Annotated in this window: 21 protein-coding genes; 5 read left to right on the top strand and 16 right to left on the bottom strand. The window is 60.6% G+C overall.

What is annotated here, in order from left to right:
• Positions 1–108: 108 nt before the first annotated feature.
• Together NVB75_RS26145 and NVB75_RS26140 are read right to left on the bottom strand one after the other, a co-directional pair.
• Positions 109–3,174, bottom strand: coding sequence for an efflux RND transporter permease subunit (locus tag NVB75_RS26145; RefSeq protein ID WP_258343982.1), 3,066 nt, complete (start codon positions 3,172–3,174; stop codon positions 109–111).
• Between the two features lie 6 nt (positions 3,175–3,180).
• Positions 3,181–4,281 carry an efflux RND transporter periplasmic adaptor subunit gene (locus tag NVB75_RS26140; protein ID WP_258343981.1) on the bottom strand — a complete coding sequence of 367 codons (1,101 nt, stop codon included), beginning with the start codon at positions 4,279–4,281 and terminating at the stop codon, positions 3,181–3,183.
• 92 nt (positions 4,282–4,373) lie between these two features.
• Here NVB75_RS26140 and NVB75_RS26135 point away from each other — a divergent pair, with 92 nt between their 5' ends.
• Positions 4,374–5,012, top strand: coding sequence for a TetR/AcrR family transcriptional regulator (locus NVB75_RS26135; RefSeq protein WP_093201173.1), 639 nt, complete (start codon positions 4,374–4,376; stop codon positions 5,010–5,012).
• An 831-nt stretch (positions 5,013–5,843) separates the two neighbouring features.
• On the opposite strand, the gene NVB75_RS26130 is transcribed toward NVB75_RS26135, so the two are convergent.
• Positions 5,844–6,626 carry a class I SAM-dependent methyltransferase gene (locus NVB75_RS26130; protein WP_258343980.1) on the bottom strand — a complete coding sequence of 261 codons (783 nt, stop codon included), beginning with the start codon at positions 6,624–6,626 and terminating at the stop codon, positions 5,844–5,846.
• A 96-nt stretch (positions 6,627–6,722) separates the two neighbouring features.
• On the opposite strand from NVB75_RS26130, the gene NVB75_RS26125 reads away from it, so the two are divergent.
• On the top strand, positions 6,723–7,343 hold the full coding sequence (locus NVB75_RS26125; protein WP_258343979.1) for an energy transducer TonB: 621 nt from the start codon (positions 6,723–6,725) through the stop codon (positions 7,341–7,343).
• A gap of 3 nt (positions 7,344–7,346) precedes the next feature.
• Here the strand turns inward: NVB75_RS26125 and NVB75_RS26120 are convergent, their stop codons facing one another.
• The 7 genes from NVB75_RS26120 to ppc all read right to left on the bottom strand — a co-directional run bounded on the left by NVB75_RS26120 (position 7,347) and on the right by ppc (position 14,576).
• The gene (locus tag NVB75_RS26120; protein ID WP_258343977.1) at positions 7,347–8,045 is read right to left on the bottom strand and encodes an extensin family protein; all 699 of its coding nucleotides are present in this window, start codon (positions 8,043–8,045) and stop codon (positions 7,347–7,349) included.
• 6 nt (positions 8,046–8,051) lie between these two features.
• Complete coding sequence (locus tag NVB75_RS26115) at positions 8,052–8,879, bottom strand: oxaloacetate decarboxylase (RefSeq protein WP_258343975.1); 828 nt, start codon at positions 8,877–8,879, stop codon at positions 8,052–8,054.
• Positions 8,880–8,906: 27 nt separating this feature from the next.
• Positions 8,907–9,767, bottom strand: coding sequence for a DUF72 domain-containing protein (locus NVB75_RS26110; protein ID WP_258343974.1), 861 nt, complete (start codon positions 9,765–9,767; stop codon positions 8,907–8,909).
• Positions 9,767–10,078, bottom strand: a complete 312-nt coding sequence (locus NVB75_RS26105) for a hypothetical protein (protein WP_258343972.1) — start codon at positions 10,076–10,078, stop codon at positions 9,767–9,769. Before NVB75_RS26105 ends, NVB75_RS26110 begins: the two co-directional genes overlap by 1 nt.
• A gap of 160 nt (positions 10,079–10,238) precedes the next feature.
• Positions 10,239–10,925 (bottom strand): tRNA (adenosine(37)-N6)-threonylcarbamoyltransferase complex dimerization subunit type 1 TsaB, encoded by a 687-nt coding sequence (gene tsaB / locus NVB75_RS26100; protein WP_258343970.1) that lies wholly within the window; start codon positions 10,923–10,925, stop codon positions 10,239–10,241.
• A gap of 89 nt (positions 10,926–11,014) precedes the next feature.
• Positions 11,015–11,662, bottom strand: a complete 648-nt coding sequence (adk, locus tag NVB75_RS26095) for an adenylate kinase (protein WP_258343968.1) — start codon at positions 11,660–11,662, stop codon at positions 11,015–11,017.
• A 268-nt stretch (positions 11,663–11,930) separates the two neighbouring features.
• Positions 11,931–14,576, bottom strand: a complete 2,646-nt coding sequence (gene ppc, locus NVB75_RS26090; protein ID WP_258343967.1) for a phosphoenolpyruvate carboxylase — start codon at positions 14,574–14,576, stop codon at positions 11,931–11,933.
• 187 nt (positions 14,577–14,763) lie between these two features.
• Here ppc and NVB75_RS26085 point away from each other — a divergent pair, with 187 nt between their 5' ends.
• The 3 genes from NVB75_RS26085 to NVB75_RS26075 all read left to right on the top strand — a co-directional run bounded on the left by NVB75_RS26085 (position 14,764) and on the right by NVB75_RS26075 (position 16,662).
• A complete protein-coding gene (locus NVB75_RS26085) occupies positions 14,764–15,108 on the top strand; it encodes a hypothetical protein (protein ID WP_010176787.1) in 345 nt (114 codons plus the stop codon).
• Between the two features lie 284 nt (positions 15,109–15,392).
• On the top strand, positions 15,393–15,821 hold the full coding sequence (locus NVB75_RS26080; RefSeq protein ID WP_010176788.1) for a DUF4398 domain-containing protein: 429 nt from the start codon (positions 15,393–15,395) through the stop codon (positions 15,819–15,821).
• Positions 15,822–15,876: 55 nt separating this feature from the next.
• Positions 15,877–16,662: an OmpA family protein gene (locus tag NVB75_RS26075; RefSeq protein ID WP_258343965.1), complete on the top strand. Its 786-nt coding sequence runs from the start codon at positions 15,877–15,879 to the stop codon at positions 16,660–16,662.
• Between the two features lie 29 nt (positions 16,663–16,691).
• Here NVB75_RS26075 and NVB75_RS26070 read toward each other — a convergent pair whose 3' ends face one another.
• The 6 genes from NVB75_RS26070 to NVB75_RS26045 all read right to left on the bottom strand — a co-directional run bounded on the left by NVB75_RS26070 (position 16,692) and on the right by NVB75_RS26045 (position 20,739).
• A complete protein-coding gene (locus tag NVB75_RS26070; RefSeq protein WP_167664205.1) occupies positions 16,692–16,859 on the bottom strand; it encodes a hypothetical protein in 168 nt (55 codons plus the stop codon).
• A gap of 220 nt (positions 16,860–17,079) precedes the next feature.
• Positions 17,080–17,379, bottom strand: a complete 300-nt coding sequence (locus NVB75_RS26065) for a hypothetical protein (RefSeq protein WP_258343964.1) — start codon at positions 17,377–17,379, stop codon at positions 17,080–17,082.
• 111 nt (positions 17,380–17,490) lie between these two features.
• Entirely contained in the window at positions 17,491–17,817 is a 327-nt protein-coding gene (locus tag NVB75_RS26060; RefSeq protein ID WP_003219233.1) for a hypothetical protein, read from the bottom strand.
• A complete protein-coding gene (locus NVB75_RS26055; RefSeq protein WP_258343963.1) occupies positions 17,814–18,719 on the bottom strand; it encodes an alpha/beta hydrolase in 906 nt (301 codons plus the stop codon). The genes NVB75_RS26060 and NVB75_RS26055 overlap by 4 nt, the downstream gene beginning before the upstream one ends.
• Positions 18,720–18,891: 172 nt before the next feature.
• Positions 18,892–20,169, bottom strand: a complete 1,278-nt coding sequence (locus NVB75_RS26050) for a flavohemoglobin expression-modulating QEGLA motif protein (RefSeq protein ID WP_076017484.1) — start codon at positions 20,167–20,169, stop codon at positions 18,892–18,894.
• Between the two features lie 21 nt (positions 20,170–20,190).
• Positions 20,191–20,739, bottom strand: coding sequence for a hypothetical protein (locus tag NVB75_RS26045; RefSeq protein WP_258343962.1), 549 nt, complete (start codon positions 20,737–20,739; stop codon positions 20,191–20,193).
• Positions 20,740–20,755 lie beyond the last annotated feature (16 nt).

Below are 20,755 nucleotides of genomic sequence, written 5' to 3'. Positions count from 1 at the left end.
GACCGCCAGAACCGGCAGATCAAAATACCTGCAATCAGGTAGTCCCTAAGTGGAAGGAACGTCCGAAAACGTTCCGTGCCCTGCCTTGGAATATGAAGGCTGCCCGCCTTACGCCACGTCCTTCTTGATCCTGAACCAAGCCGCGTACAAGGCCGGCAGGAACAACAGCGTCAACGCCGTCGCCACAATCAAACCGCCCATGATCGCCACGGCCATCGGCCCGAAGAACACACTGCGGGACAGCGGGATCATCGCCAGTACGGCCGCCAGCGCGGTCAGCACAATCGGCCGGAAGCGTCGTACCGTCGCCTCGATAATTGCCTGCCAGGGTGCCAGGCCCGCCTTGATGTCCTGTTCGATCTGGTCCACCAGGATCACCGAGTTGCGCATGATCATCCCCGACAACGCGATGGTCCCCAGCATCGCCACGAACCCAAAGGGTTGGCGGAACACCAGCAGGAACAGTGTCACCCCGATCAAGCCCAACGGAGCGGTGAGAAACACCATCGCCGTGCGCGAGAAGCTGCGCAGTTGCAGCATCAGCAAGGTCAACACCACCACGATAAACAGCGGCACACCGGCCTTGACCGAGTTCTGCCCACGGGCGGAATCCTCGACCGTGCCGCCGACTTCCAACAGGTATCCATCCGGCAGTTCAGCGCGCACGCCTTCCAGCGTCGGCAGGATCTGCTGGACCAGGGTCGCCGGTTGTTCCTTGCCGTAGATATCCGCGCGGATGGTCACCGTTGGCAGACGGTTGCGGTGCCAGATGATGCCTTCTTCAAAGCCGTACTCCAGGGTCGCGATCTGCGACAGCGCAACGCTCTTGCCGTTGTCGGTCGGCACCGCGAGGCTTGGCAGCAGCGACAGTTCAGTACGTTCATGAACAGTGCCGCGCAGCAGGATTTCGATCAACTCGTTGTCTTCGCGGTACTGGCTGACGCTGGAACCGGTGAGGGAACTCTGGAGGAATTTCGACAGGTTGGCAGTGCTCACCCCGAGGGCGCGGGCGCGGTCCTGGTCGACGTTGAGGTAGACGATCTTGCTCGGTTCCTCCCAGTCCAGATGCACGTTGACCACGTGGGTATTTTCGCGAACCTTGGCCGCCACTTTCCGCGCCAGGGCCCGAACTTCTTCGATGTGCTCGCCCGTCACCCGGAACTGCACGGGGTAGCCAACGGGGGGGCCGTTTTCAAGGCGCGTGACCCGCGAGCGCAGGTCCGGGAATTGTTCGTTGAGGGTCTCGATCAGCCAGGTGCGCAGGCTTTCGCGCTCCTCGATGGTTTTGGCCAATACCACAAACTGGGCGAAGCTGGCGGCCGGCAGTTGCTGGTCCAGCGGCAGGTAGAAACGTGGCGAGCCCGTCCCTACATACGCCACGTAATTTTCAATACCCGCATGTTCCTTGAGCAACGCTTCAAGGCGTTTGACCTGGTCCGCCGTGTTGCTCAAGGACGCACCTTCCGCCAGTTTCAGGTCGACCATCAGTTCCAGTCGCCCGGAAGCCGGGAAGAACTGTTGAGGCACAAAGCGAAACAGCGCCACCGAACCGATAAACAACAGCAAGGTCAGGACGATCACCGTCTTGCGGCGACGCACGCACCATTCCACCAGGCGCCTTACGCGCTGATAGAACGGCGTGCCGTAGGGATCCGGCCCGTCGGTGCCATGCTTGGCCGCATGAATCTTCGCCAGGTCCGGCAGGAGTTTTTCCCCCAGGTACGGCACGAACACCACCGCTGCGACCCACGAGGCCAGCAGTGCGATGGTCACCACCTGAAAGATCGAACGGGTGTATTCACCGGTGCTCGATTGCGCCGTGGCAATCGGCAGGAAACCCGCCGCTGTAATCAGCGTGCCCGTCAGCATCGGGAAGGCGGTGCTGGTCCAGGCGAAACTCGCAGCCTTGAGCCGGTCGTACCCCTGTTCCATTTTGATCGCCATCATTTCCACGGCGATGATTGCGTCGTCCACCAGCAAGCCCAGCGCTAGCACCAGTGCGCCGAGGGAGATTTTGTGCAGGCCGATGCCAAGGTAATACATGGTGGCAAAGGTCATGGCCAACACCAGCGGAATCGCCAGGGCGACCACCATGCCGGTGCGCACACCCAGGGAGAAGAAGCTCACCAACAACACAATCGCCAGGGCCTCCGCCAGTACCTGGACGAATTCGCCGACACTGGTTTTTACCGCTGCCGGCTGGTCCGACACCTTGCGCAGTTCCATGCCCGCAGGAAGGTTCTTCTGCAGGCGTGCGAATTCGCTTTCCAGGGCCTTGCCCAGTACCAGGATGTCGCCACCGTCGCGCATGGCCACGGCCAGGCCGATGGCATCGGCGCCCATGTAACGCATGCGCGGTGCCGGTGGGTCGTTGAAGCCGCGATGAATCTCGGCCACGTCGCCGATGCGGAACGTGCGATCACCGACGCGGATCGGGAAGTCGCGAATCTCTTTAACGGTCTTGAAGTTGCCGGAAACCCTTAGCTGCACACGCTCGCTCGAGGTTTCAAAGAAGCCGGCGGTCGACACTGCGTTCTGCTCTTGCAGCGCCTGTTGAACGGCAGCCAGCGGCAAGCCGAGGGTGGCGAGCTTGAGGTTGGACAGCTCGATCCAGATCTTCTCGTCCTGCAAACCCAGCAGTTCGACCTTGCCGACATCCGGCACCCGTTGCAGCTGAATCTGGATGCGGTCGGCGTAGTCCTTGAGCACGGCATAGTCGAAGCCGTCGCCGGTCAGGGCGTAGATATTGCCGAAAGTGGTGCCGAATTCATCGTTGAAAAACGGGCCCTGGATATCCGGCGGCAAGGTCTGGCGAATATCGCTGATCTTCTTGCGCACCTGGTACCAGAGGTCCGGGATCTGCGCGGAATGCATCGAGTCCCGGGCCATGAAGGTGACCTGGGATTCACCGGGGCGCGAGAAGGAAACGATGCGCTCGTAGTCGCCGGTCTCCATCAGTTTCTTTTCAATACGCTCGGTGACCTGACGCGAGACTTCCTGGGCGGTCGCCCCCGGCCAATTGGTCTTGATCACCATGGCCTTGAAGGTAAACGGCGGGTCTTCGCTTTGTCCCAGCTTGGTGTAGGACAAGGTGCCGACCACTGCCAGCAGGATCATCAGGAACAGTACGATCTGGCGATTACGCAACGCCCATTCGGAAAGATTGAAACCCATCGGGGACTACTCCTTGGCCGCCAGACTTACCACTCGGTTGGCGCGATCCACCGGGCGCACTTGCTGGCCCTCATGGAGTACATGCACGCCGGCGGCGATCACCCAATCAGTGGGGTTCAAGCCTTCCAGCACCGGCACGGTCTTCTCGCCAAAGGCACCGATGCGCACCGGTGTGCGCTTGAGGGTGTTGTCGGGCTGTACCACCCAGACGTAGGACGCCCCGTTCTCCGCGCTGAGGGCAGACAGTGGCACTGCCAAAGGAATCACGCCGTCGGCCTGTATGAATACGCGAGCGCTCTGGCCCAGTTCAGCAGGCACCTTGCCGCCGGTAAACGCGACACGGGCAGCGAAGGTTCGCGACTTTGGGTCGGCGGCGGGCGACAGTTCGCGGATACGACCGTTGAAGCGCTGGTCGGGCTGGCTCCATAACTCCACGGACACCGGCTGGCCAATCTTGAAGCGCCCGAAGCTTTGCTCCGGCAGGCTGATCAGCACCTCACGTTCGCCATCGGTGGCGAGGGTGAATACGGTCTGGCCGGCAGACACCACCTGGCCGACTTCCACCGCACGCTTGGCGACCACGCCATCCTGGGGCGCCCGTAGCACGGCGTAACCCGCCTGGTTATTAGCCACGTCGAATTCGGCCTTGATCTGCTTGAGACGGGCTTCACCGGAGCGGTAGAGATTTTCGGAATTGTCGTACTGGGAACGGCTGACCATCTGACGGTCCATCAGGGTCTTGTAGCGGTCACGCTCGGCGCGCACCAGGCTCAGGTTGGCCTCGGCGGCGGCAACCTGGGCGCGGGTGGCTTCGAGTTGCAGACGTACGTCCTGGGGATCGAGCTCTGCCAGGGGCTGGTTGGCCTTGACCCGCTCGCCCTCCTCCACCAGTCGTCGGCTGACTTTGCCGCCGATGCGAAAGGCCAGGTCGGGTTCATAACGGGCGCGCACCTCGCCCGGGTAGCTGTCGGAAGCCTGCGCCGAAGGCTCTGGCTGAACCACCATGGCCGGGCGGACGGTGGTTTGCGCGGCTTCTTCATGGCCACAGGCAGCCAACAGGAGTAACAAGCTGGCAGGCAACGCGAGTGGCAGGAAATAGCTGCGCATGCTGAAGGACCTTTCGCTAATGGTGCTAGGAATAATTATACTGGCCAGTATGTTATTAATACCAAACTCACCAGTCCAGTAATAAAGTGAAAATGTCCGACAATCCTGTAAACACCAATAGCCCCGGGCGTCCCAAGGACATGGCAAAACGCCAGGCGATCCTCGATGCGGCGAAAATCCTGTTTTTGAGTAATGGGTATGCCAGTACCAGCATGGATGCGGTGGCGGTGGAGGCCGGGGTGTCGAAGCTGACGGTGTACAGCCATTTCACCGACAAGGAGACGCTGTTCTCGGCGGCGGTGGTCGCCAAGTGCGAAGAGCAGTTACCGGTGATGTATTTCGAGCTGCCCGAAGGTATGCCGGTGGAGAAGGTACTGCTTAATATCGCGCGCGGGTTTCATGTGCTGATCAACAGCGAGGAGTCGGTGAATTTGCATCGGTTGATGATGACTTCCGGGAGTCAGGATCCGAAGTTGTCGCAGATCTTTTTCGAAGCTGGGCCGATGCGTATGTTGCAGGGGATGGAGCGGCTGCTTTGTAAGATCGACCAGAGTGGCGCATTGCGTATTGCCAAGCCGTTCACCGCGGCGGAGCATTTTTTCTGTTTGCTCAAGGGGACGGCGAATTTTTGTTTGTTGTATGGGTGTGGGGGGCAACTGAGCGCTGAGGCGGCCGAGGAGCATGTGCAGGAGGTTGTGGGGTTGTTTATGCGGGCTTATCGGGCTTTTTGAACTGAGTACATATCCGTTATTTAGGTAACGGCCACTTAGGGTTCCGCTCTTACAGCGGCTCACTTTTGAAGAGCGCAAAAGTAAGCAAAACGCTCTTGCCCCACCACTCGGCACCTCGCCTAGGCTCGGTGTGCCCTCACTCCGGCTTTGGACCGTGGGCCGCCGCGATGGGCCATCCTTGGCCCAGCGCGGCTAACCCGGCGTCCTGCCGGGTTACCCACGCTCCAAAGCCTGCGTTCGGCCAGCGTGGTTTAACGGGGCGCCTAAGATCAAGATCAAAATCAAAAGCAAGAGCACAGCGGCCTACCGGCCGGCTTGAGTGTTGAAGAGCAAAAGCCAAAATCAAAATCTAAAGCGGGCACGGTCCAAAAAATGTGGGAGCGGGCTTGCTCGCGAAGGTCGTTAACGATGACGCGGGCATTCTGAATGAACGCGGCGCTCTCAGGTTTTTCGCGAGCAAGCCCGCTCCCACAGAAAAGCAGAGCCACCCCGACCGTAGCAGCTGTCGAGCGCCAGCGAGGCTGCGTGCCTTTGATCTTGATCTGCTTTTGATCTTGATCTGCGGGCCCCGTCAACCACGATGGCCGCAAGTAGGCACGGTGGAGCGGGTAAATCGGCAGGGATGCCGATTTAGCCGCGCCGGGCCATGGATGGCCCGTCGCGGCGGCCCGCGGAACCGGGCCGGAGTGCGGGCATGCCGAGCCTAGGCGAGGCACCGAGTGGTGGGGCAAAGACCTTTTGGTTACTTTTGGGGCGTTTGCCAAAAGTGACCCGCTGTAAGAGCGGAACCATAAGTGGCCGTTACCGCAGCAACGGATATGTACTCAACCCTCAGGACTTCAACGCCTTCTTCGGATAAATATCATACCGACTGGACTTCCCATCCAACGCATGACTCGGCTTCACCCCCTCAATGCAAGGCGCCTTACGCGGCCGCTTAACCACCACCCGATGGCTGGCCAAAGCCAACGCCGCCGCCAACAACGCCGGCGCATCCGGATCATCCCCCACCAAGGGCCGAAACAACCGCATCTCCTTCTTCACCAACGCAGTCTTCTCCCGATGAGGAAACATCGGATCCAGATAAATCACCTGAGGCGGCTCCCCCTCCCAACTGCGCATCACCTCAATCGAATTACCCTTGAGCAACCTCATCCGCGCCACAATCGGCGCCACCTCAAAATCCTCGGCCCCGCGCGCCAGACCATCCTCCAGCAACGCCCCAATCAACGGCTGACGCTCAACCAGACTCATCTCGCACCCCAAACTGGCCAGTACGAAAGCATCCTTACCCAACCCCGCCGTAGCGTCCAACACCCGCGGCCGCACGCCCTGCGCCACGCCCACCGCCTTGGCAATCATCTGCCCGCTGCCACCACCGTACAAACGCCGGTGCGCCGCACCACCCTCCACAAAATCCACCCGCACCGGCCCAGGCGCGTCAGGCCCCAGTTGTTGCAACTGCAGCCCCTGCTCCCCCACCTGCAAGGCAAAGTCCGCCTCATCCAGCTGCAAAGGCAACCCAAGCTGCTCGGCCCAGTGCTGGGCGCGGGCCTGAAAACCTTCGGCCAAGGCCTCGACCCGAATGCGGCTGGCCGCTGGTTGTTCGCTCATCGGTGACTACGCTCAAAAATATTAAGGATCGGCGAAAAGCGGCCGATAAAAAAAAGGATCAGGCATTTTGCCAGAGCTGAGCGACGATCGAGAGAAATGTCAGACATTCCTTCGCTATTTACCGGTGTACTGCCGACCCACAACCACTTCGGCCTGCGCAATACCCAAGCGCTGGCCGGGGTCAGTCATGTGTGGCAGGACTTCTTCGCCCAGGCATTGGCCGAACAGCTCGGCGACACGCCCGGCGCGCTCGCCAAGTCCGTGGCAATCCCGGTAGATCCATCGGTTGAACCCAGTGAAGGCAGTGACCTGCTGTCGCAGATCGTCACCCAACGCGCGTGTGACGTGAAAGACACCGAGATCGCCCCGCCCGAGCCGCTGTTCCTGCCGATCGCCGAATTCGAATTGGAGTTGCTGCCACCGGCCCCGCCTCCGTACCCGGCGGAAGAAGTGCTCGCCCAGCAAAAGCAGCAGAACTTCGAAAGCGGTTGGGTGCGCCCTATCGTGCTGACCGCCGGCCAACCGCTGCCCGTGCCTGGCCCGGCGCCTCAGCCACGCCCACTGCATTTGCCGATTGCCGAATTCGAACTGGACCTGCTGCCACCGCCACCGCCGCCATTCCCGGCAGAAGAGCTGGTTGAGCAACAGAAAGCCCTGGACTTCGACAGCCGCTGGGCTCGCCCGCTGATTATCCACAACCTGCGCCTGGCAGCCTGACGCTCAGCGACACACCCACCAACGCCCCATGTCGAGATGAAAGTGGTTTCGGTGGGCGGCGTTGTAATCCGGGCTCAACACCACGTTGAAATCCTTGCAGGCGCCGTCGCGTGCCTGCCGCAGGAAACGCGCACTTTCGCCGTCACCCGGCCAATCCTTGAGCACGCTGATGGTGCGCCCGTCCGCCAGGCGAAACCCGGCAATGTCCAGGGCGTTGGCCGACGCGTGCTGGCTGAGGCGCCCATCGGCCCGGTTGTAGATGTTGCGACAGGCAAAGCTGCCGAGATGATCGACCCGTGTCACCGCCTGGCCAAACACCGCCTGGGCCGCCGGTTGCAGGCTGTGGCGCTCGAACAGGGCGAACGCCACGGCCAGCGGACAACTGGCGAGAAAGCTGCTGCTCAAGCCGACATCAGCGCCTTGAACCCGCAAGGTATTGCGCAGCGGGCAGGCGGCATCGGCAGGGCTGTCTGCCTGATGGGTGATCCGCAGCCCGGAGGTTTTCAGCACCTGGTCACACAGCGCAGGGTCATCCTGCAGGCGCCCAAGCTTGAACCGGGTCAACAGGTTCGGGCTTGCGCGTACGTCCAGCGGTGCCCACGGGTTCCAGTCATCGGGCAGCGGCACCCAGCCTCGCCACACGCCGACAAACAGACCGCCCGCCAACACGAGCAACACTCCCAGCACGTTGAAGAAACGCACGGTCCCTCAACCCTTGAACAGTTGATTGGCCTGGCTGAACGGCATCGAGCGTTCGGTAAAGGTAAACGTCCCCAGTTCATGAACCTCCCGGGCCGCCCTGAAGAACTCCCCATAAGCCGCCAGGGCCATGGCCGAGCCGACGCTGATGCGTTTGACACCCAGCTCGCTCAACTGCGCCACGCTGAGTTTCAGGGCGCCCGACATCAAGATATTCACCGGTTTTGGCGCGACCGCCTTCACCACGGCCAACACTTCCTCGGCACTGCGCAGGGCCGGCGCATACAGCACATCGGCACCGGCTTCGGCGTAGGCCTGGAGGCGGCGGATCGTGTCGGGCAAGTCCAGCCGGCCATGCAGGAGGTTTTCCGCGCGGGCGGTCAGGGTGAAGGGAAATGGCAAGCTGCGGGCAGCGGCGACCGCGGCTTCGACGCGCTCGACAGACAAGTCAAAGGGATAGATCGGGTCGACGGCAATCCCGGTGGCGTCTTCGATGGAGCCACCGACAATGCCAGTCGCTGCGGCGCGCAGGATGGTCTCGGCGCAGCCTTGGGGCGTATCGCTGAACCCGTTTTCCAGGTCGGCGGCGACGGGCAGCGAGGTGGCCTGGACGATCATCCCGGCGTTGCCCAAGGTGTCCTCCAGGGACAGCGCCCCTTCGGCATCCGGGCGGCCGAGGCTGAAGGCGAAGCCGGCGCTGGTGGTGGCCAGGGCTTCGAAACCCAGGCTGGCGAGCATTTTTGCGGAGCCGGCATCCCACGGATTGGGCATCACGAAGGCACGGTCACGCTCATGCAGGGCCTTGAAGGTTTCGGCGCGAAGGGTTTGGGCATCCATGACTGACTCCTGTCGGGAAAAGGAGCCTTAGAGTAACCCCAGTTGCTCCGCTTCGGGTTCTCGATGAATCTGCGGCAAGGCCGGCAAGCCGGGCAAACGCACCATCAGCTTTTCGTGAAAGCGCAAAGCCAGTTGGGCGGCCAGGCGATTGTCAGAGGTGTGGAGAAAGACATAGGGCGTGCGACCCTCTTCGATCCAGCCGGCGACCTTTTCAATCCAGGGCACCAGGAACGGGTCATTGGCTTCCAGCTCCGGATGGCCAATAAAGCGCACTTGCGGAAACTGCGTCAGCGCCGCCGGGCGAGGCGGCACCTTGGGCTTTTTCGATTGGGCATGCAGCACGGCTGCCGAGGTGGACGTGCAACTGAACAGCGCACGCGGGTCCAGGCAGATGCGCTCAACACCGCGGTCGCGCAGCAAGCGGTTGAGACTGCGCTCGGCGTCGCCCTTGGCGAAAAACTCCAAGTGACGCACTTCCACCGCCAACGGTCGCTCCACGCCGTCAATAAAACCCGCCAGTTCGCCCAGGCGCTGCGGGGTAAAACTGGCCGGCAGTTGCAGCCACAATGGCGAAATTCGCTCGCCCAGCGGGCTCATCAAGCCAAGAAAACTCTCCGCCGCCGGCAACTGCTCAATCAGGTTGCCGCTGTGGCTGATGTCACCCGGAAACTTGGCGGTGAAGCGAAAATGTTCGGGCATGATTTCAGCCCAGCGCTGCACGGTGGCGACGGAAGGACGGGCATAGAACGTGGTGTTGCCCTCAACGGCGTTGAAGACGTGGGAATACAGGGCGAGGTAATCGCTGGAACGGGCGTCGGCGGGATACAGGTAGTCGCGCCAGGCGTTTTCACTCCAGGACGGACAACCAAGGTAATAAGGCAACAGCATCAGATATGGATATCGAGGCCCAGCACTTCCATATCCCATTCGACAAAGCCGGCAGTGGTCAGGTAGCTGGCCAGGGCATTGGCGACGTTTTTGCTCATGGAGCGCGGGAAGACCATGTCTTGCTGGCGGGCAGGAACACCGCTGGTGCGTGCACCGCCGGACGCTTGGGAGCGCGTTGAAACAACGGAGGTATCGGACTGGATTTCAACAAAGTCGGGCGAGTCTTCGACGGAGTCGTCTACCGTCACGTTCGCCTTGCGAGGCTTACGCTTGAGGGGGTAGGACTGTGATGAAAAGCCGTCTATGCGCATACATGCGAACTCGGTATCGGTGATGGCATTTTAGTGGCGCTTTCCATGGCGCGCAAATGCTCTGGTGATAACTAGAACACATAATTGGTAAAAGGTTTAAAAACGCGGGCAAATTCTGACGATTGGCGATTTTTGCCTGAATTTGCCCGCATTTTTGACGTCAAATAATGCCGCGTTCAGCCTTGGTCTGCGCCACTTTATCCCGCAGGTACACAGGGGCTGCCTGGTCCGCCGGAATCGCCTCGCCCCGCTCCCAGGCAAAGCGTGCAAGGGCCAGCAGGTCTTCGGCATGGGGCAACATTGCGGCATCCTGGCCGGCAAGCGTCACGCCAATGCGCTCGCCATAGCCCCAGCCAGTGCCGGCCCCGAACCAGTCGCCGCTGGCATCATCCGGCAAAGCCGCCGTTTCCGGCGACAGCACAGCTTCAGCCCCCACCAGGCGCATTTCGCCAGCGGTTTCGCGGTAGCAGCCCCAATACACTTCATCCATGCGCGCATCGATGGCCGCCGCGACCTGGTTGGCGCCGTGTTCGCGAAATGCCCGCTGCGCCAGCACCGCCAGGTTGGACACCGGCAACACCGGACGCTCCAGCGCAAACGCCAGGCCCTGGACCACACCAATAGCGATGCGCACACCGGTGAACGCACCCGGGCCACGCCCGAATGCGATGGCGTCCACCGCCGACAAGGTGGTGCCCGCGTCCAGCAACAGCTGCTTGATCATCGGCAACAGCTTCTGCGCGTGCAGGCGCGGGATCACCTCGTAGTGGCTTGTGACCTTGCCATCGTGCAGCAGGGCAACGGAGCAAGCTTCAGTCGCGGTGTCCAGGGCCAGCAAGGTGCTCATCGGTGTATGCATCCACGTTGAAAAAAAGTGCGTCAGTATAAACAACAACGGCCCGCAAGCGGGCCGTTGTCAATCAAGCGGATGAACGATCAGATCAGCGCTTCCAGTACCTTGCCAGTGATGGCTTCAACCGAACCCACACCTTCGATGTGGCTGTACTTCGGCTTGCCCTGGGCGGCCGAGAGTTTCTGGTAGAAGTCCACCAGCGGCTTGGTCTGGGAATGGTAGACCGACAGGCGATGGCGCACGGTGTCTTCGGTATCGTCTTTACGCTGCACCAGTTCTTCGCCGGTGACATCATCCTTGCCAGCCACTTTCGGCGGGTTGTAGACGATGTGGTAGACGCGGCCCGAGGCTTCGTGAACACGACGACCGGCAATACGCTGCACGATCTCTTCGTCTTCAACGGCGATTTCCACCACGTTGTCCAGCTCGACGCCGGCCTTCACCAAGGCTTCAGCCTGGGGAATGGTGCGCGGAAAACCGTCGAACAGGAAACCGTTCTTGCAGTCGTCCTGGCTGATGCGTTCCTTGACCAGGTTGATGATCAAGTCATCGGAGACCAGGCCGCCGCTGTCCATCACGCTCTTGGCGATCAGGCCCAGCTCGGTGCCAGCCTTGACGGCCGCGCGCAGCATGTCGCCGGTGGAGATTTGTGGAATGCCGAATTTTTCAGTGATGAACTTTGCCTGAGTACCTTTACCGGCCCCGGGAGCTCCCAGCAGAATGACGCGCATCGATGTGCTCCTCAATTTTTTATAAAGATGACGCTCGGATTCGCCGCATGGGGCCAATCTCGGAAATTTTGGGTCCAGGCCGCACAAACGGCCAAAGGCTGATCAAGATACACAGCAGGCCCAAACCACACAAGCCGCCGAAAGTAGGAGAAACCCGCGCCGCGCTGGCTTTATAGGCAGGTACAACCCTGACAGCAAAACGCCGGTCGCCTTTTTGACGGCGACCGGCGCGATGTATCTGCAAGCTATTGAGAACACGCCATAAATGTCAGCCGGTGTTGCGCAGACCAGCGGCAATACCGGCCACAGACACCAGCAGCGCCTGTTCCAGAGGGCTGTCCTGTGCCGCTTCCTGTTGCCGTGATCGGGCCAGTAATTCGGCCTGCAGCAGGTGCAACGGGTCCAGGTAGGTGTTGCGCAGGCGGATGAACTCCAGGGTATCGGGGCTGTGGGCCAGCAGTTGAGACTGGCCAGTCAGGCCAAGCACCACGCTGCACGCCTGCGACAATAGGTCGCGTAAGTGCGCCCCCAATGGCAGCAGATCGGGCTGCACCAGACGCTCGTCATACAGGCGGGCGATGTCGGCGTCGGCCTTGGCCAGCACCATTTCCAGCATATCGATGCGCGTACGGAAGAACGGCCACTGCTCGCGCATCTGCCCCAGCAACTCGCCTTCACCGCGCTCCAGGGCCTTGCTCAACGCCGCTTCCCAGCCGAGCCAGGCCGGCAGCATCAGGCGTGTCTGAGTCCAGCCGAAGATCCACGGGATCGCCCGCAGGCTTTCGATACCGCCGGCCCGGCGCTTGGCCGGGCGACTGCCCAACGGCAAGCGGCCCAACTCCTGCTCCGGCGTGGACTGGCGGAAATACTCGACAAATTGCGGATTTTCCCGCACCACGGCGCGGTAAGCACTGACACCGTCGGCGGCCAATTCGTCCATCAAGTGGCGCCACGCCGGTTCCGGTGGTGGCGGTGGCAGCAAGGTCGCCTCCAGCACCGCTGCCAGGTACAGGTTGAGGTTTTGCTCGGCGATGTCCGGCAGGCCGAACTTGAAGCGGATCATCTCGCCTTGTTCGGTAGTGCGGAAACGCCCCGCGACCGAACCCGGTGGCTGCGACAGAATCGCCGCGTGAGCCGGGCCGCCGCCACGGCCAACGGTGCCGCCGCGACCGTGGAACAGCAGCAGTTCGACTTGTTGTTCGCGGCAGATTTCCACCAACTGTTCCTGGGCCCGGTATTGCGCCCAGGCGGCGGCGGTAGTGCCCGCGTCCTTGGCCGAATCCGAGTAGCCGATCATGACTTCCTGCGGGCCTTGCAGACGGGCGCGATAACCCGGCAACAGCAGCAGTTTTTCGATCACCGGGCCTGCGTTGTCCAGGTCAGCCAGGGTCTCGAACAACGGCACCACGCGCATCGGTCGTTGTACGCCGGACTCCTTGAGCAGCAGCTGCACAGCCAACACATCCGACGCGGCGCCGGCCATGGAGATGACGTAGGAACCCAGGGACGCAGCAGGTGCGGCGGCGATTTCCTTGCAGGTGTTCAGCACTTCGGCGGTGTCCGCCGAGGGTTTGAAGTAACCCGGCAACAAGGGGCGACGGTTGGCCAGTTCCTTCATCAGGAAACTGATGCGCGCCTCCTCGTCCCAATCCTCGTAACGGCCAAGGCCCAGGTAATCGGTGATTTCGGTCATGGCCGCGCAGTGGCGGGTGGAGTCCTGCCGTACGTCGAGGCGTACCAGGAACAGGCCAAATGTCACCGCCCGACGCAGGCAATCCAACAGCGGGCCGTCGGCAATCACGCCCATGCCGCAGCTATGCAGCGACTCGTAGCACAGTTGCAAAGGCTCGAGCAGGTCGCGGTTGTTTTGCAGCACATCGGCGGGCGCCGGCGTGGTGCTGGTCAACGAGGTGTGGGCCCATTGGCGTGTGGCGCGCAGCCGCTCACGCAATTGCTTGAGCAACGCCCGGTAAGGTTCGACGCTGTCACCCACCTTGGCCTGCAATGCCGGGCTGGCTTGTTGCATCGACAGCTCGGACGCCAGGTGATCGATATCGCGCAAGTACAGGTCAGCGGCCATCCAGCGCGCGAGCAGCAACACTTCGCGGGTGACCGGGGCGGTGACGTTGGGGTTGCCGTCGCGGTCGCCGCCCATCCAGGAAGCGAAGCGAATCGGCGCGGCTTCCAGGGGCAGGCGCAAACCGGTAGCCGCATGCAAGGCATGATCAGCCTTGCGCAAATAATTCGGGATGGCGTGCCACAACGAATGCTCGATCACCGCAAAGCCCCACTTGGCTTCGTCCACAGGCGTGGGCCGGGTGCGGCGGATTTCTTCGGTGTGCCAGGCTTCGGCGATCAGGCGTTGCAGGCGATTGCGGATCTGCTCGCGCTCGGCGGTGGTGAGGTCGCGGTGATCCTGCAGGGCCAGTTGTGCGGCGATGGCGTCGTATTTCTGGATCAGGGTGCGGCGGGCGACTTCGGTGGGGTGAGCGGTAAGCACCAGCTCGATTTCCAGCCGGCCCAACTGGCGCGCCAGGGATTCGCTGCTGTGCCCTTCACTCTGCAAGCGCGCCAGCAGTTCCGGCAGCACCCGCGACTCAAACGGCGCAGGCGTTGATTCATCGCGACGGTGGATCAACTGGTACTGCTCAGCGATGTTGGCCAGGTTGAGAAACTGGTTGAAGGCCCGCGCCACCGGCAGCAGCTCATCTTCTTTCAGTTGATTGAGGCTGGCACTCAGCTCTTCGCCGGCCACCTGCTCCGAGGCCGCGCCACGGCGGTCGGCCTTGGCGCCTTTGCGGATCTGCTCGATCTTGTCGAGGAATTCATCGCCGTACTGCTCTCGAATCGTGTTGCCCAACAGCTCACCCAGCAGGTGAACATCCTCACGCAAACGTGCATCGATATCGCTCATCAGCCAATCTCCAGCAGAAAATCCGGGACGCTTTGATCCTCAAGAGTGCCGCCCACGGCGACGTCTTACAAGGAACTTTAAACCTTGTGAGTTGCAGCTAGTCTCAACAGTAAGCCGCAGCGTTATCCGCGCTGGCCGGCTGGTCACTCATCATCGCCCGCGTACCGTGGGCTCCATTGAGGTTGCCATGAAAATCCGAGAACTGGCCCAGCATTGGGAAGAAAACGCCAAGGGTCGCCTGACCAAAACCGAATACGCCATCCATCTGGACGTGGAAGCCGCTGCCAGGCTGGCGGCGATCTCCGAGATGTACCCCAAACGCCATACCGAGGAACTGCTCGGCGAGTTGATCGGTGCCGCCCTCGAAGAGCTGGAAGCGAGCTTTCCCTATATCAAGGGCAAGCAGGTGATTGCCACCGATGAGGAAGGCGATCCGCTGTACGAAGACGTCGGCCCAACCCCACGGTTTCTCACGCTGTCACGGCGTTATCTGCACGATCTGTCAGCTCAGTCCGACAAGCAGAAACACTAGTAAACCTCCGCTTCAAAACCCTTAACCCCCCGTATTCAGGGCCTCCCATAGGCCCTGGATACCGCTGCGCAGTGCAAAAGTTCCAACTTTTAAACGCTGACCGTTCAGTCAGATATTTTTTTAGGCAAATCGCCATCTTCGCTGAACTATTCAAAAAAGCCTCCGGTCACAGCCAGTAAGCCATCACTTGGAACAGCCGTTTGAATAGGCGTCCTGAGCTAACCGCCGGGCCCCGCAGACACTGCAAGCCGGAGATGGATTTGATGTTTTTCAGGAGTTACCTAATGGAGTTGAAGACGATGAAGACCAGCACTGCCAAAACCTCGTTTAACCACCTGCGCGGGCTTAAATTGGCCGCGCTGGCAATCGGCACCAGCTTCGTACTGGCTGGCTGCGCCGGCAACCCGCCGACCGAGCAATACGCTGTTACCCAATCTGCGGTGAACAGCGCTGTCAGCGCCGGCGGTACCGAGTTCGCAGCCGTGGAGATGAAGTCTGCCCAGGACAAACTGAAGCAAGCTGAAATCGCCATGCACGACAAGAACTACGACGAGGCCCGTCGCCTGGCCGAACAAGCCGAGTGGGACGCTCGCGTAGCAGAGCGTAAAGCCCAGGCTGCCAAGGCCGAACAGGCTGTGAAGGATTCCCAGAAAGCTGTTCAGGAGCTGCGTCAGGAAGGCATGCGTCCGGCTGTTATCAAGCCGCAGCAATAAGCCGTTACCTCTGATTGCTTTGCACCCGAAACCGAATTGAAAGGACGACACGACTATGCGTAAACAATTGATGATCCCTGCCCTGCTGGCGATGAGCGTTGCTCTGGCGGCGTGCTCCACCCCGCCGAACGCGAACCTGGAAAACGCTCGGACCAACTTCTCGGCCCTGCAAGCCAACCCGCAGGCTACTAAAGTAGCGGCGCTGGAAACCAAAGACGCCAGCGAGTGGCTGGACAAGGCTGACAAGGCCTACCGCGACAAGGAAGACCAGAAGAAGGTCGACCAACTGGCCTACCTGACCAACCAGCGCGTTGAAGTGGCCAAGGACACCATCGTCCTGCGTGAGTCCGAAGCCAAGCTGAAAAACGCCGGCGACGAACGTGCCCGCGCCCTGCTGGAAGCCCGTGACGCGCAGATCAAGCAACTGCAAGACAGCTTGAACGCCAAGCAGACTGATCGCGGTACGCTGGTGACCTTTGGTGACGTGCTGTTCGCTACCAACAAGTCGGACCTGAAGTCGAGCGGCCTGGTGAACATCACCAAGCTGGCGCAGTTCCTGCGTGATAACCCGGACCGTAAAGTGATTGTCGAAGGCTACACCGACAGCACCGGTTCCGACTCTTACAACCAGAGCCTGTCCGAGCGCCGCGCCGCTTCCGTACAGCGCGCACTGGCTCAGCAAGGCGTGGATATCTCGCGCATCGTGACCCAGGGTTATGGCAAGGAATACCCGGTTGCCGATAACGGCAGCGTTTCGGGCCGTGCCATGAACCGCCGCGTTGAAGTGACCATCTCCAACGACAACCAGCCGGTCAAGCCACGTTCTTCGATGGCCAACTGATCGATTGATGCTGGATAAGAAAACCCACCTCACGGTGGGTTTTTTTTGGTCTTGTCGAATTGGACCGGGCGGTTTGTATCCTCGGCCGGCAGCTTGTCCATCAGTCGCTTGAGTTTTTGATCCTCAGCGTCTCGCATGTCCAGCTCTTTATGCGCCCAGACGATGGCCGCCATTCTGGTTATTAGAGGAATATCCACCTTCTCGCCCCACTCTGTGCAAGTTACATCGCTTTCTGTGGTTTCTTAGGCAATACGGTTCCAGAGAGTCCTGTCACGAACTAGTCCGTAACAGCACGCTGCCCATGCCGTCGCCGACCGACCGTTTGTAGCTGCATGAAGAATCCCGCCAATTGACGGGATTCTTTTATTGGCAGCCCCAAGAATCACGAGGTCTTAGCGCGCTTCAAGAACATGGGGATCAGAAGGTTGCTTGCGCCGGGTTGTTTTCCGACACAGCGTTTATCTTGTTATCACCGCCCTGGTCTCCGCCCTGCTGTTGAGCACCCTGACCTTTAAGTTGTGCCAGCTCTTGCAGCAGTTTCTTGATCAACGCCTCAAGGCCTTCGCCGCCCCCCGCCCCCTGCGCGCCACCGCCCCCTTGGGAAACTTGGTCCTGCAGTTTCTGAATTTGTTGCTCCAATTGCTGAATGCGCGAATTATCTCCTCCCGCACCCGCAATACTGGAAGAAGGTGTGTTGCTCGAGATGGGACTTGTCATATGACTGACTCCAAAATAAGTAGCAGATATAACTGAACAGCGCCGCTGGCCAGTGCAGAATCTGTGGTAACCCACTTAAAACGGTTCCAGATCTTTCCCACTTCATTCGTACTACTGTTCCAATTGTGGCGTTTCCTGCCCCATGCAACGCACCGCCTGTTTCTTGCTGTTGACCAGTACGCCGGTCAAGCCTTTCTGTTCGGTATCAAATAGCACCAGCACGCCATCAACGCACTGCGCCACTTGGGCAGCCGGGGTCAGGGAGATCTTGTAGTCCTCGCCCGGCACGGTCTTGAGCATGGTGAAGTCGCTGAGCAGCAATGCATCCTCAGGCTTGGCGAAATGCAAATAACCGTAGTACCACAGGCAGCCGACGGTGCCGATGATGGTGCCGATGCCGGTGAGGATCAGGGGGATCATGTTGCGTTCTTCGCTCATTGCGGGCTCTCTGCGTTGGAATTCGGGGCCGTCGGGTAATTGGGGATTTCCCCCAGGCGGCGCAGCCCGTTGAAGTGCTGTGGGTCGTCGAGGTAGCGCAGCATCACGGTTTGCCAGGTCTTGTCGGCAAAGGTCTGCACGTGACCACCCCGGGTCAGTTGCAGCACCCTCGGTGGCGGCGCAGCTTGATACAGGCGGATGCCGTTGGACAGCGGCACGATCGGATCATCGAGGCTGTGGAACAACAACTTCGGCACCCCGGTCAACCGGGGCATGGCGTTAATCGCACTGTCGGCATCCGGCACCAGCCACGACAACGGTACCTGGAACGGCCATGTTAGCCAGGAGGTGCTGAGGGCGAATTGTCCTACGTCACGATAACTGGCCGGCACACCGTCCAGCACCAGTGCCTTGAGTTGCGGCTGACGTTCGGGATGCGCCGCCAGATAGTGCACCACCAGCGCACCGCCCAGGCTTTGACCCAGCACGATCAACGGTTGGCCCTGAGTTTCGGGGGCGTTGTCGATCCAGTTGAAGGCGGCGTCGATGTCCTGGTAAACCGCCGGCAGCGAAGCTTCACCTTCGGACAGGCCGTAACCGCGATAGTCCACCAGCAACACTTGATAGCCCTGCTCCGGCAGCCACCAACTGCCACCGAGGTGCCAGGCGAGGTTGCCGCCGTTGCCGTGCAGGTGCAGCACCGTGCCCTTGAGCGGCACACCGGCCTTGGCCGGCAGCCACCAGGCGTGCAGCTTGAGGCCATCGGCGGTGGTTAATGTGACGTCACGGTATTGCAGGTGCGCCTTTTCCGGGGTGAACGGCAAGCCGCGCTCCGGATAGAACAATAAGGAGCTGCAGCCGTTCAGGGTCAGTAACAGGCAAAGAATGCCGAGGATTCTCATCCGTTGAAGCCTCGTGAGTGGGTTTGAAACGATCCTAAGACCTATGGAGATCAAAGGTGGGAGCGGGCTTGCTCGCGAATGCGGTGGTTCAGTAAACACATCTGTTGCTGATACACCGCATTCGCGAGCAAGCCCGCTCCCACCTTTTGACTGAGTTCCTTCAGAGATATCGTTAAAGGATATTGGAGTAATCCGCCTCGATCCGGTCCAGGCTCAAATGGTTGAGGAAGTTGGAGAAACACATCCACGCCGCCAACGCATTCATGTCACGGAACTGATCCGGCAGGTATTTGGGGGGTACCACCAGGCCTTCATCCACCAGTTGGCGCAGGGTGCGCATGTCTTCCAGGGTGGTCTTGCCGCAGAACAGCAGCGGCACTTGCTCCAGTTTGCCTTTGCGCACGGCCAACTGAATGTAGTTGTAAACCATGATAAAGCCCTTCAAGTAGGACAAATCCTTGGTAAACGGCAGACCCGTAGGCGTCGACCCACGGAAAACCCGGCTGGCGTTGCCGTAGCTTTCCGCCATTTCAAAGCCCTGCTCGCGGAAGAATTCGAACACCTGCAGGAAATCGGCACCCTGCTCCACCATATGAATGGCGCGGGTACGGTTGGTCAGCTTGCGCAGGCGGCTGGGGTAGGAGGCGAAGGTGATGATTTCCATCAGGATCGCCAGGCCTTCCTGGGTCACCGTCGACGAGGGCGGGCCCTTGGACAGAAAGGTGCAGATCGGCTGGTTCTGGCCATTGAGGGTGGTGCCCACATGCACCAGGCCTTCATGGACCTCCAGGGCACGCACGTCGCGGTCGTTGAACATCGCGTCGGCGCGGATCTTGATGTAGTCGGCACCTGCCGCTGCGTCGGCCACGATGCCGTCAGACTCGAACACCCGAATGGTTTCCTCGGCCTCGCCGAATACCTTGTTCAGGCGGCTTTGCAGCAGGCCGACGGCGTCTTTGGCGGTCAGGGTCTTGGCTTCGTCCTTGAGGTCGCCGCGGCCATCGATGTTATTCAGATAGTCGGACATCATCAGGCCGAGGTCGGCCAGGGTCGGGTCACCGGCATGGAACGCATCGGAGGCCGCGCCATACAGCTCCTGGGAAATCAGGCCGAAATCCTCGGTGCCACGGGCTTCGAGCATGCGCACCACCATGCGGTATTCCTTGCACATGCGCCGCATGATCTGCCCGACCGGGTTGAACTGGCCCAGCTGGCGGGTGATGTCACGCTCGATGTTCTGGAACTCCAGCTTCACCGCGCTGGAATCGAACGACAGTGGCCGATTCAGGTAGTAATCACGGTCCACCGCCGGCATTTCCTTGCCCTTGGCTTTGAGAAATCCCTGGCGAATATTCTCGTCCCACTTCACGGCGTCGAGGACGCGAATCGGTGTTTGCGCCAGCACAATGCGATCGGACAAGGTGCGTATCGTCTGCTGGTAATCGTCCACCCGGTACTTCCTCTTTAAACGTTATTTGCTCGCGCGCTGGTAGCGCACGGCTTCGACGAACACGTCGGCATTGGCCGGGTCATCCAGGTAGGCAAACACCTGGGCCATGGGGCTGTTGATCAATACGCCGTCGCCTTCGACGGTTTCGACAGTGCTGCCGCCAAGGACTTTCTGGCCGACAGCCTGGTGGATCTGGTCCAGGTCGAGGTTGTAGACCACCAATTCGTGTTCATCGTTGAGCTCGAAGCCTGCCAGGATGAAATGCCCGCCAAACTTGGCCGGCAGCGGTGCCGACAAATACCAGCGGCTGCCATGGCGGGAAACCGTGAACAGGTATTCATCCCGCTGGCCCGGCTTGGCTTTAGGGTAGCTCACGGCTTTGTAGCGATGTTTGCCCACACGGCTGATTTGCAGGTTGAGGGGCTCGCCCCAGGCATTTTTGCTGGCCCATCTGCCAATCAGGCCATCAGGCGCCGCCTCGCTGGCCGGCAACGGGTCCTTGAACGTCACCAGGCAACCGCTGAGCAACAGGAACGACAAGGCGATCACAACGACACGCCAGGCTTTCATTGGACACTCCCCAGTG

Source organism: Pseudomonas sp. CBS, from assembly GCF_024734645.1.
Classification (GTDB): domain Bacteria; phylum Pseudomonadota; class Gammaproteobacteria; order Pseudomonadales; family Pseudomonadaceae; genus Aquipseudomonas.
The sequence above is the reverse complement of the archived record's forward strand: the minus strand, read 5'-3'. Positions and strand labels throughout refer to the sequence as shown.

What these genes read in the sequence shown, in the direction of transcription:
- NVB75_RS26145 (WP_258343982.1), bottom strand. Translation starts at nt 3,174, where the DNA reads ATGGGTTTCAATCTTTCCGAATGGGCGTTGCGTAATCGCCAGATCGTA.
- NVB75_RS26140 (WP_258343981.1), bottom strand. Translation starts at nt 4,281, where the DNA reads ATGCGCAGCTATTTCCTGCCACTCGCGTTGCCTGCCAGCTTGTTACTC.
- NVB75_RS26135 (WP_093201173.1), top strand. Translation starts at nt 4,374, where the DNA reads ATGTCCGACAATCCTGTAAACACCAATAGCCCCGGGCGTCCCAAGGAC.
- NVB75_RS26130 (WP_258343980.1), bottom strand. Translation starts at nt 6,626, where the DNA reads ATGAGCGAACAACCAGCGGCCAGCCGCATTCGGGTCGAGGCCTTGGCC.
- NVB75_RS26125 (WP_258343979.1), top strand. Translation starts at nt 6,723, where the DNA reads ATGTCAGACATTCCTTCGCTATTTACCGGTGTACTGCCGACCCACAAC.
- NVB75_RS26115 (WP_258343975.1), bottom strand. Translation starts at nt 8,879, where the DNA reads ATGGATGCCCAAACCCTTCGCGCCGAAACCTTCAAGGCCCTGCATGAG.
- NVB75_RS26110 (WP_258343974.1), bottom strand. Translation starts at nt 9,767, where the DNA reads ATGCTGTTGCCTTATTACCTTGGTTGTCCGTCCTGGAGTGAAAACGCC.
- NVB75_RS26105 (WP_258343972.1), bottom strand. Translation starts at nt 10,078, where the DNA reads ATGCGCATAGACGGCTTTTCATCACAGTCCTACCCCCTCAAGCGTAAG.
- tsaB (WP_258343970.1), bottom strand. Translation starts at nt 10,925, where the DNA reads ATGAGCACCTTGCTGGCCCTGGACACCGCGACTGAAGCTTGCTCCGTT.
- adk (WP_258343968.1), bottom strand. Translation starts at nt 11,662, where the DNA reads ATGCGCGTCATTCTGCTGGGAGCTCCCGGGGCCGGTAAAGGTACTCAG.
- ppc (WP_258343967.1), bottom strand. Translation starts at nt 14,576, where the DNA reads ATGAGCGATATCGATGCACGTTTGCGTGAGGATGTTCACCTGCTGGGT.
- NVB75_RS26085 (WP_010176787.1), top strand. Translation starts at nt 14,764, where the DNA reads ATGAAAATCCGAGAACTGGCCCAGCATTGGGAAGAAAACGCCAAGGGT.
- NVB75_RS26080 (WP_010176788.1), top strand. Translation starts at nt 15,393, where the DNA reads ATGGAGTTGAAGACGATGAAGACCAGCACTGCCAAAACCTCGTTTAAC.
- NVB75_RS26075 (WP_258343965.1), top strand. Translation starts at nt 15,877, where the DNA reads ATGCGTAAACAATTGATGATCCCTGCCCTGCTGGCGATGAGCGTTGCT.
- NVB75_RS26065 (WP_258343964.1), bottom strand. Translation starts at nt 17,379, where the DNA reads ATGACAAGTCCCATCTCGAGCAACACACCTTCTTCCAGTATTGCGGGT.
- NVB75_RS26060 (WP_003219233.1), bottom strand. Translation starts at nt 17,817, where the DNA reads ATGAGCGAAGAACGCAACATGATCCCCCTGATCCTCACCGGCATCGGC.
- NVB75_RS26055 (WP_258343963.1), bottom strand. Translation starts at nt 18,719, where the DNA reads ATGAGAATCCTCGGCATTCTTTGCCTGTTACTGACCCTGAACGGCTGC.
- NVB75_RS26045 (WP_258343962.1), bottom strand. Translation starts at nt 20,739, where the DNA reads ATGAAAGCCTGGCGTGTCGTTGTGATCGCCTTGTCGTTCCTGTTGCTC.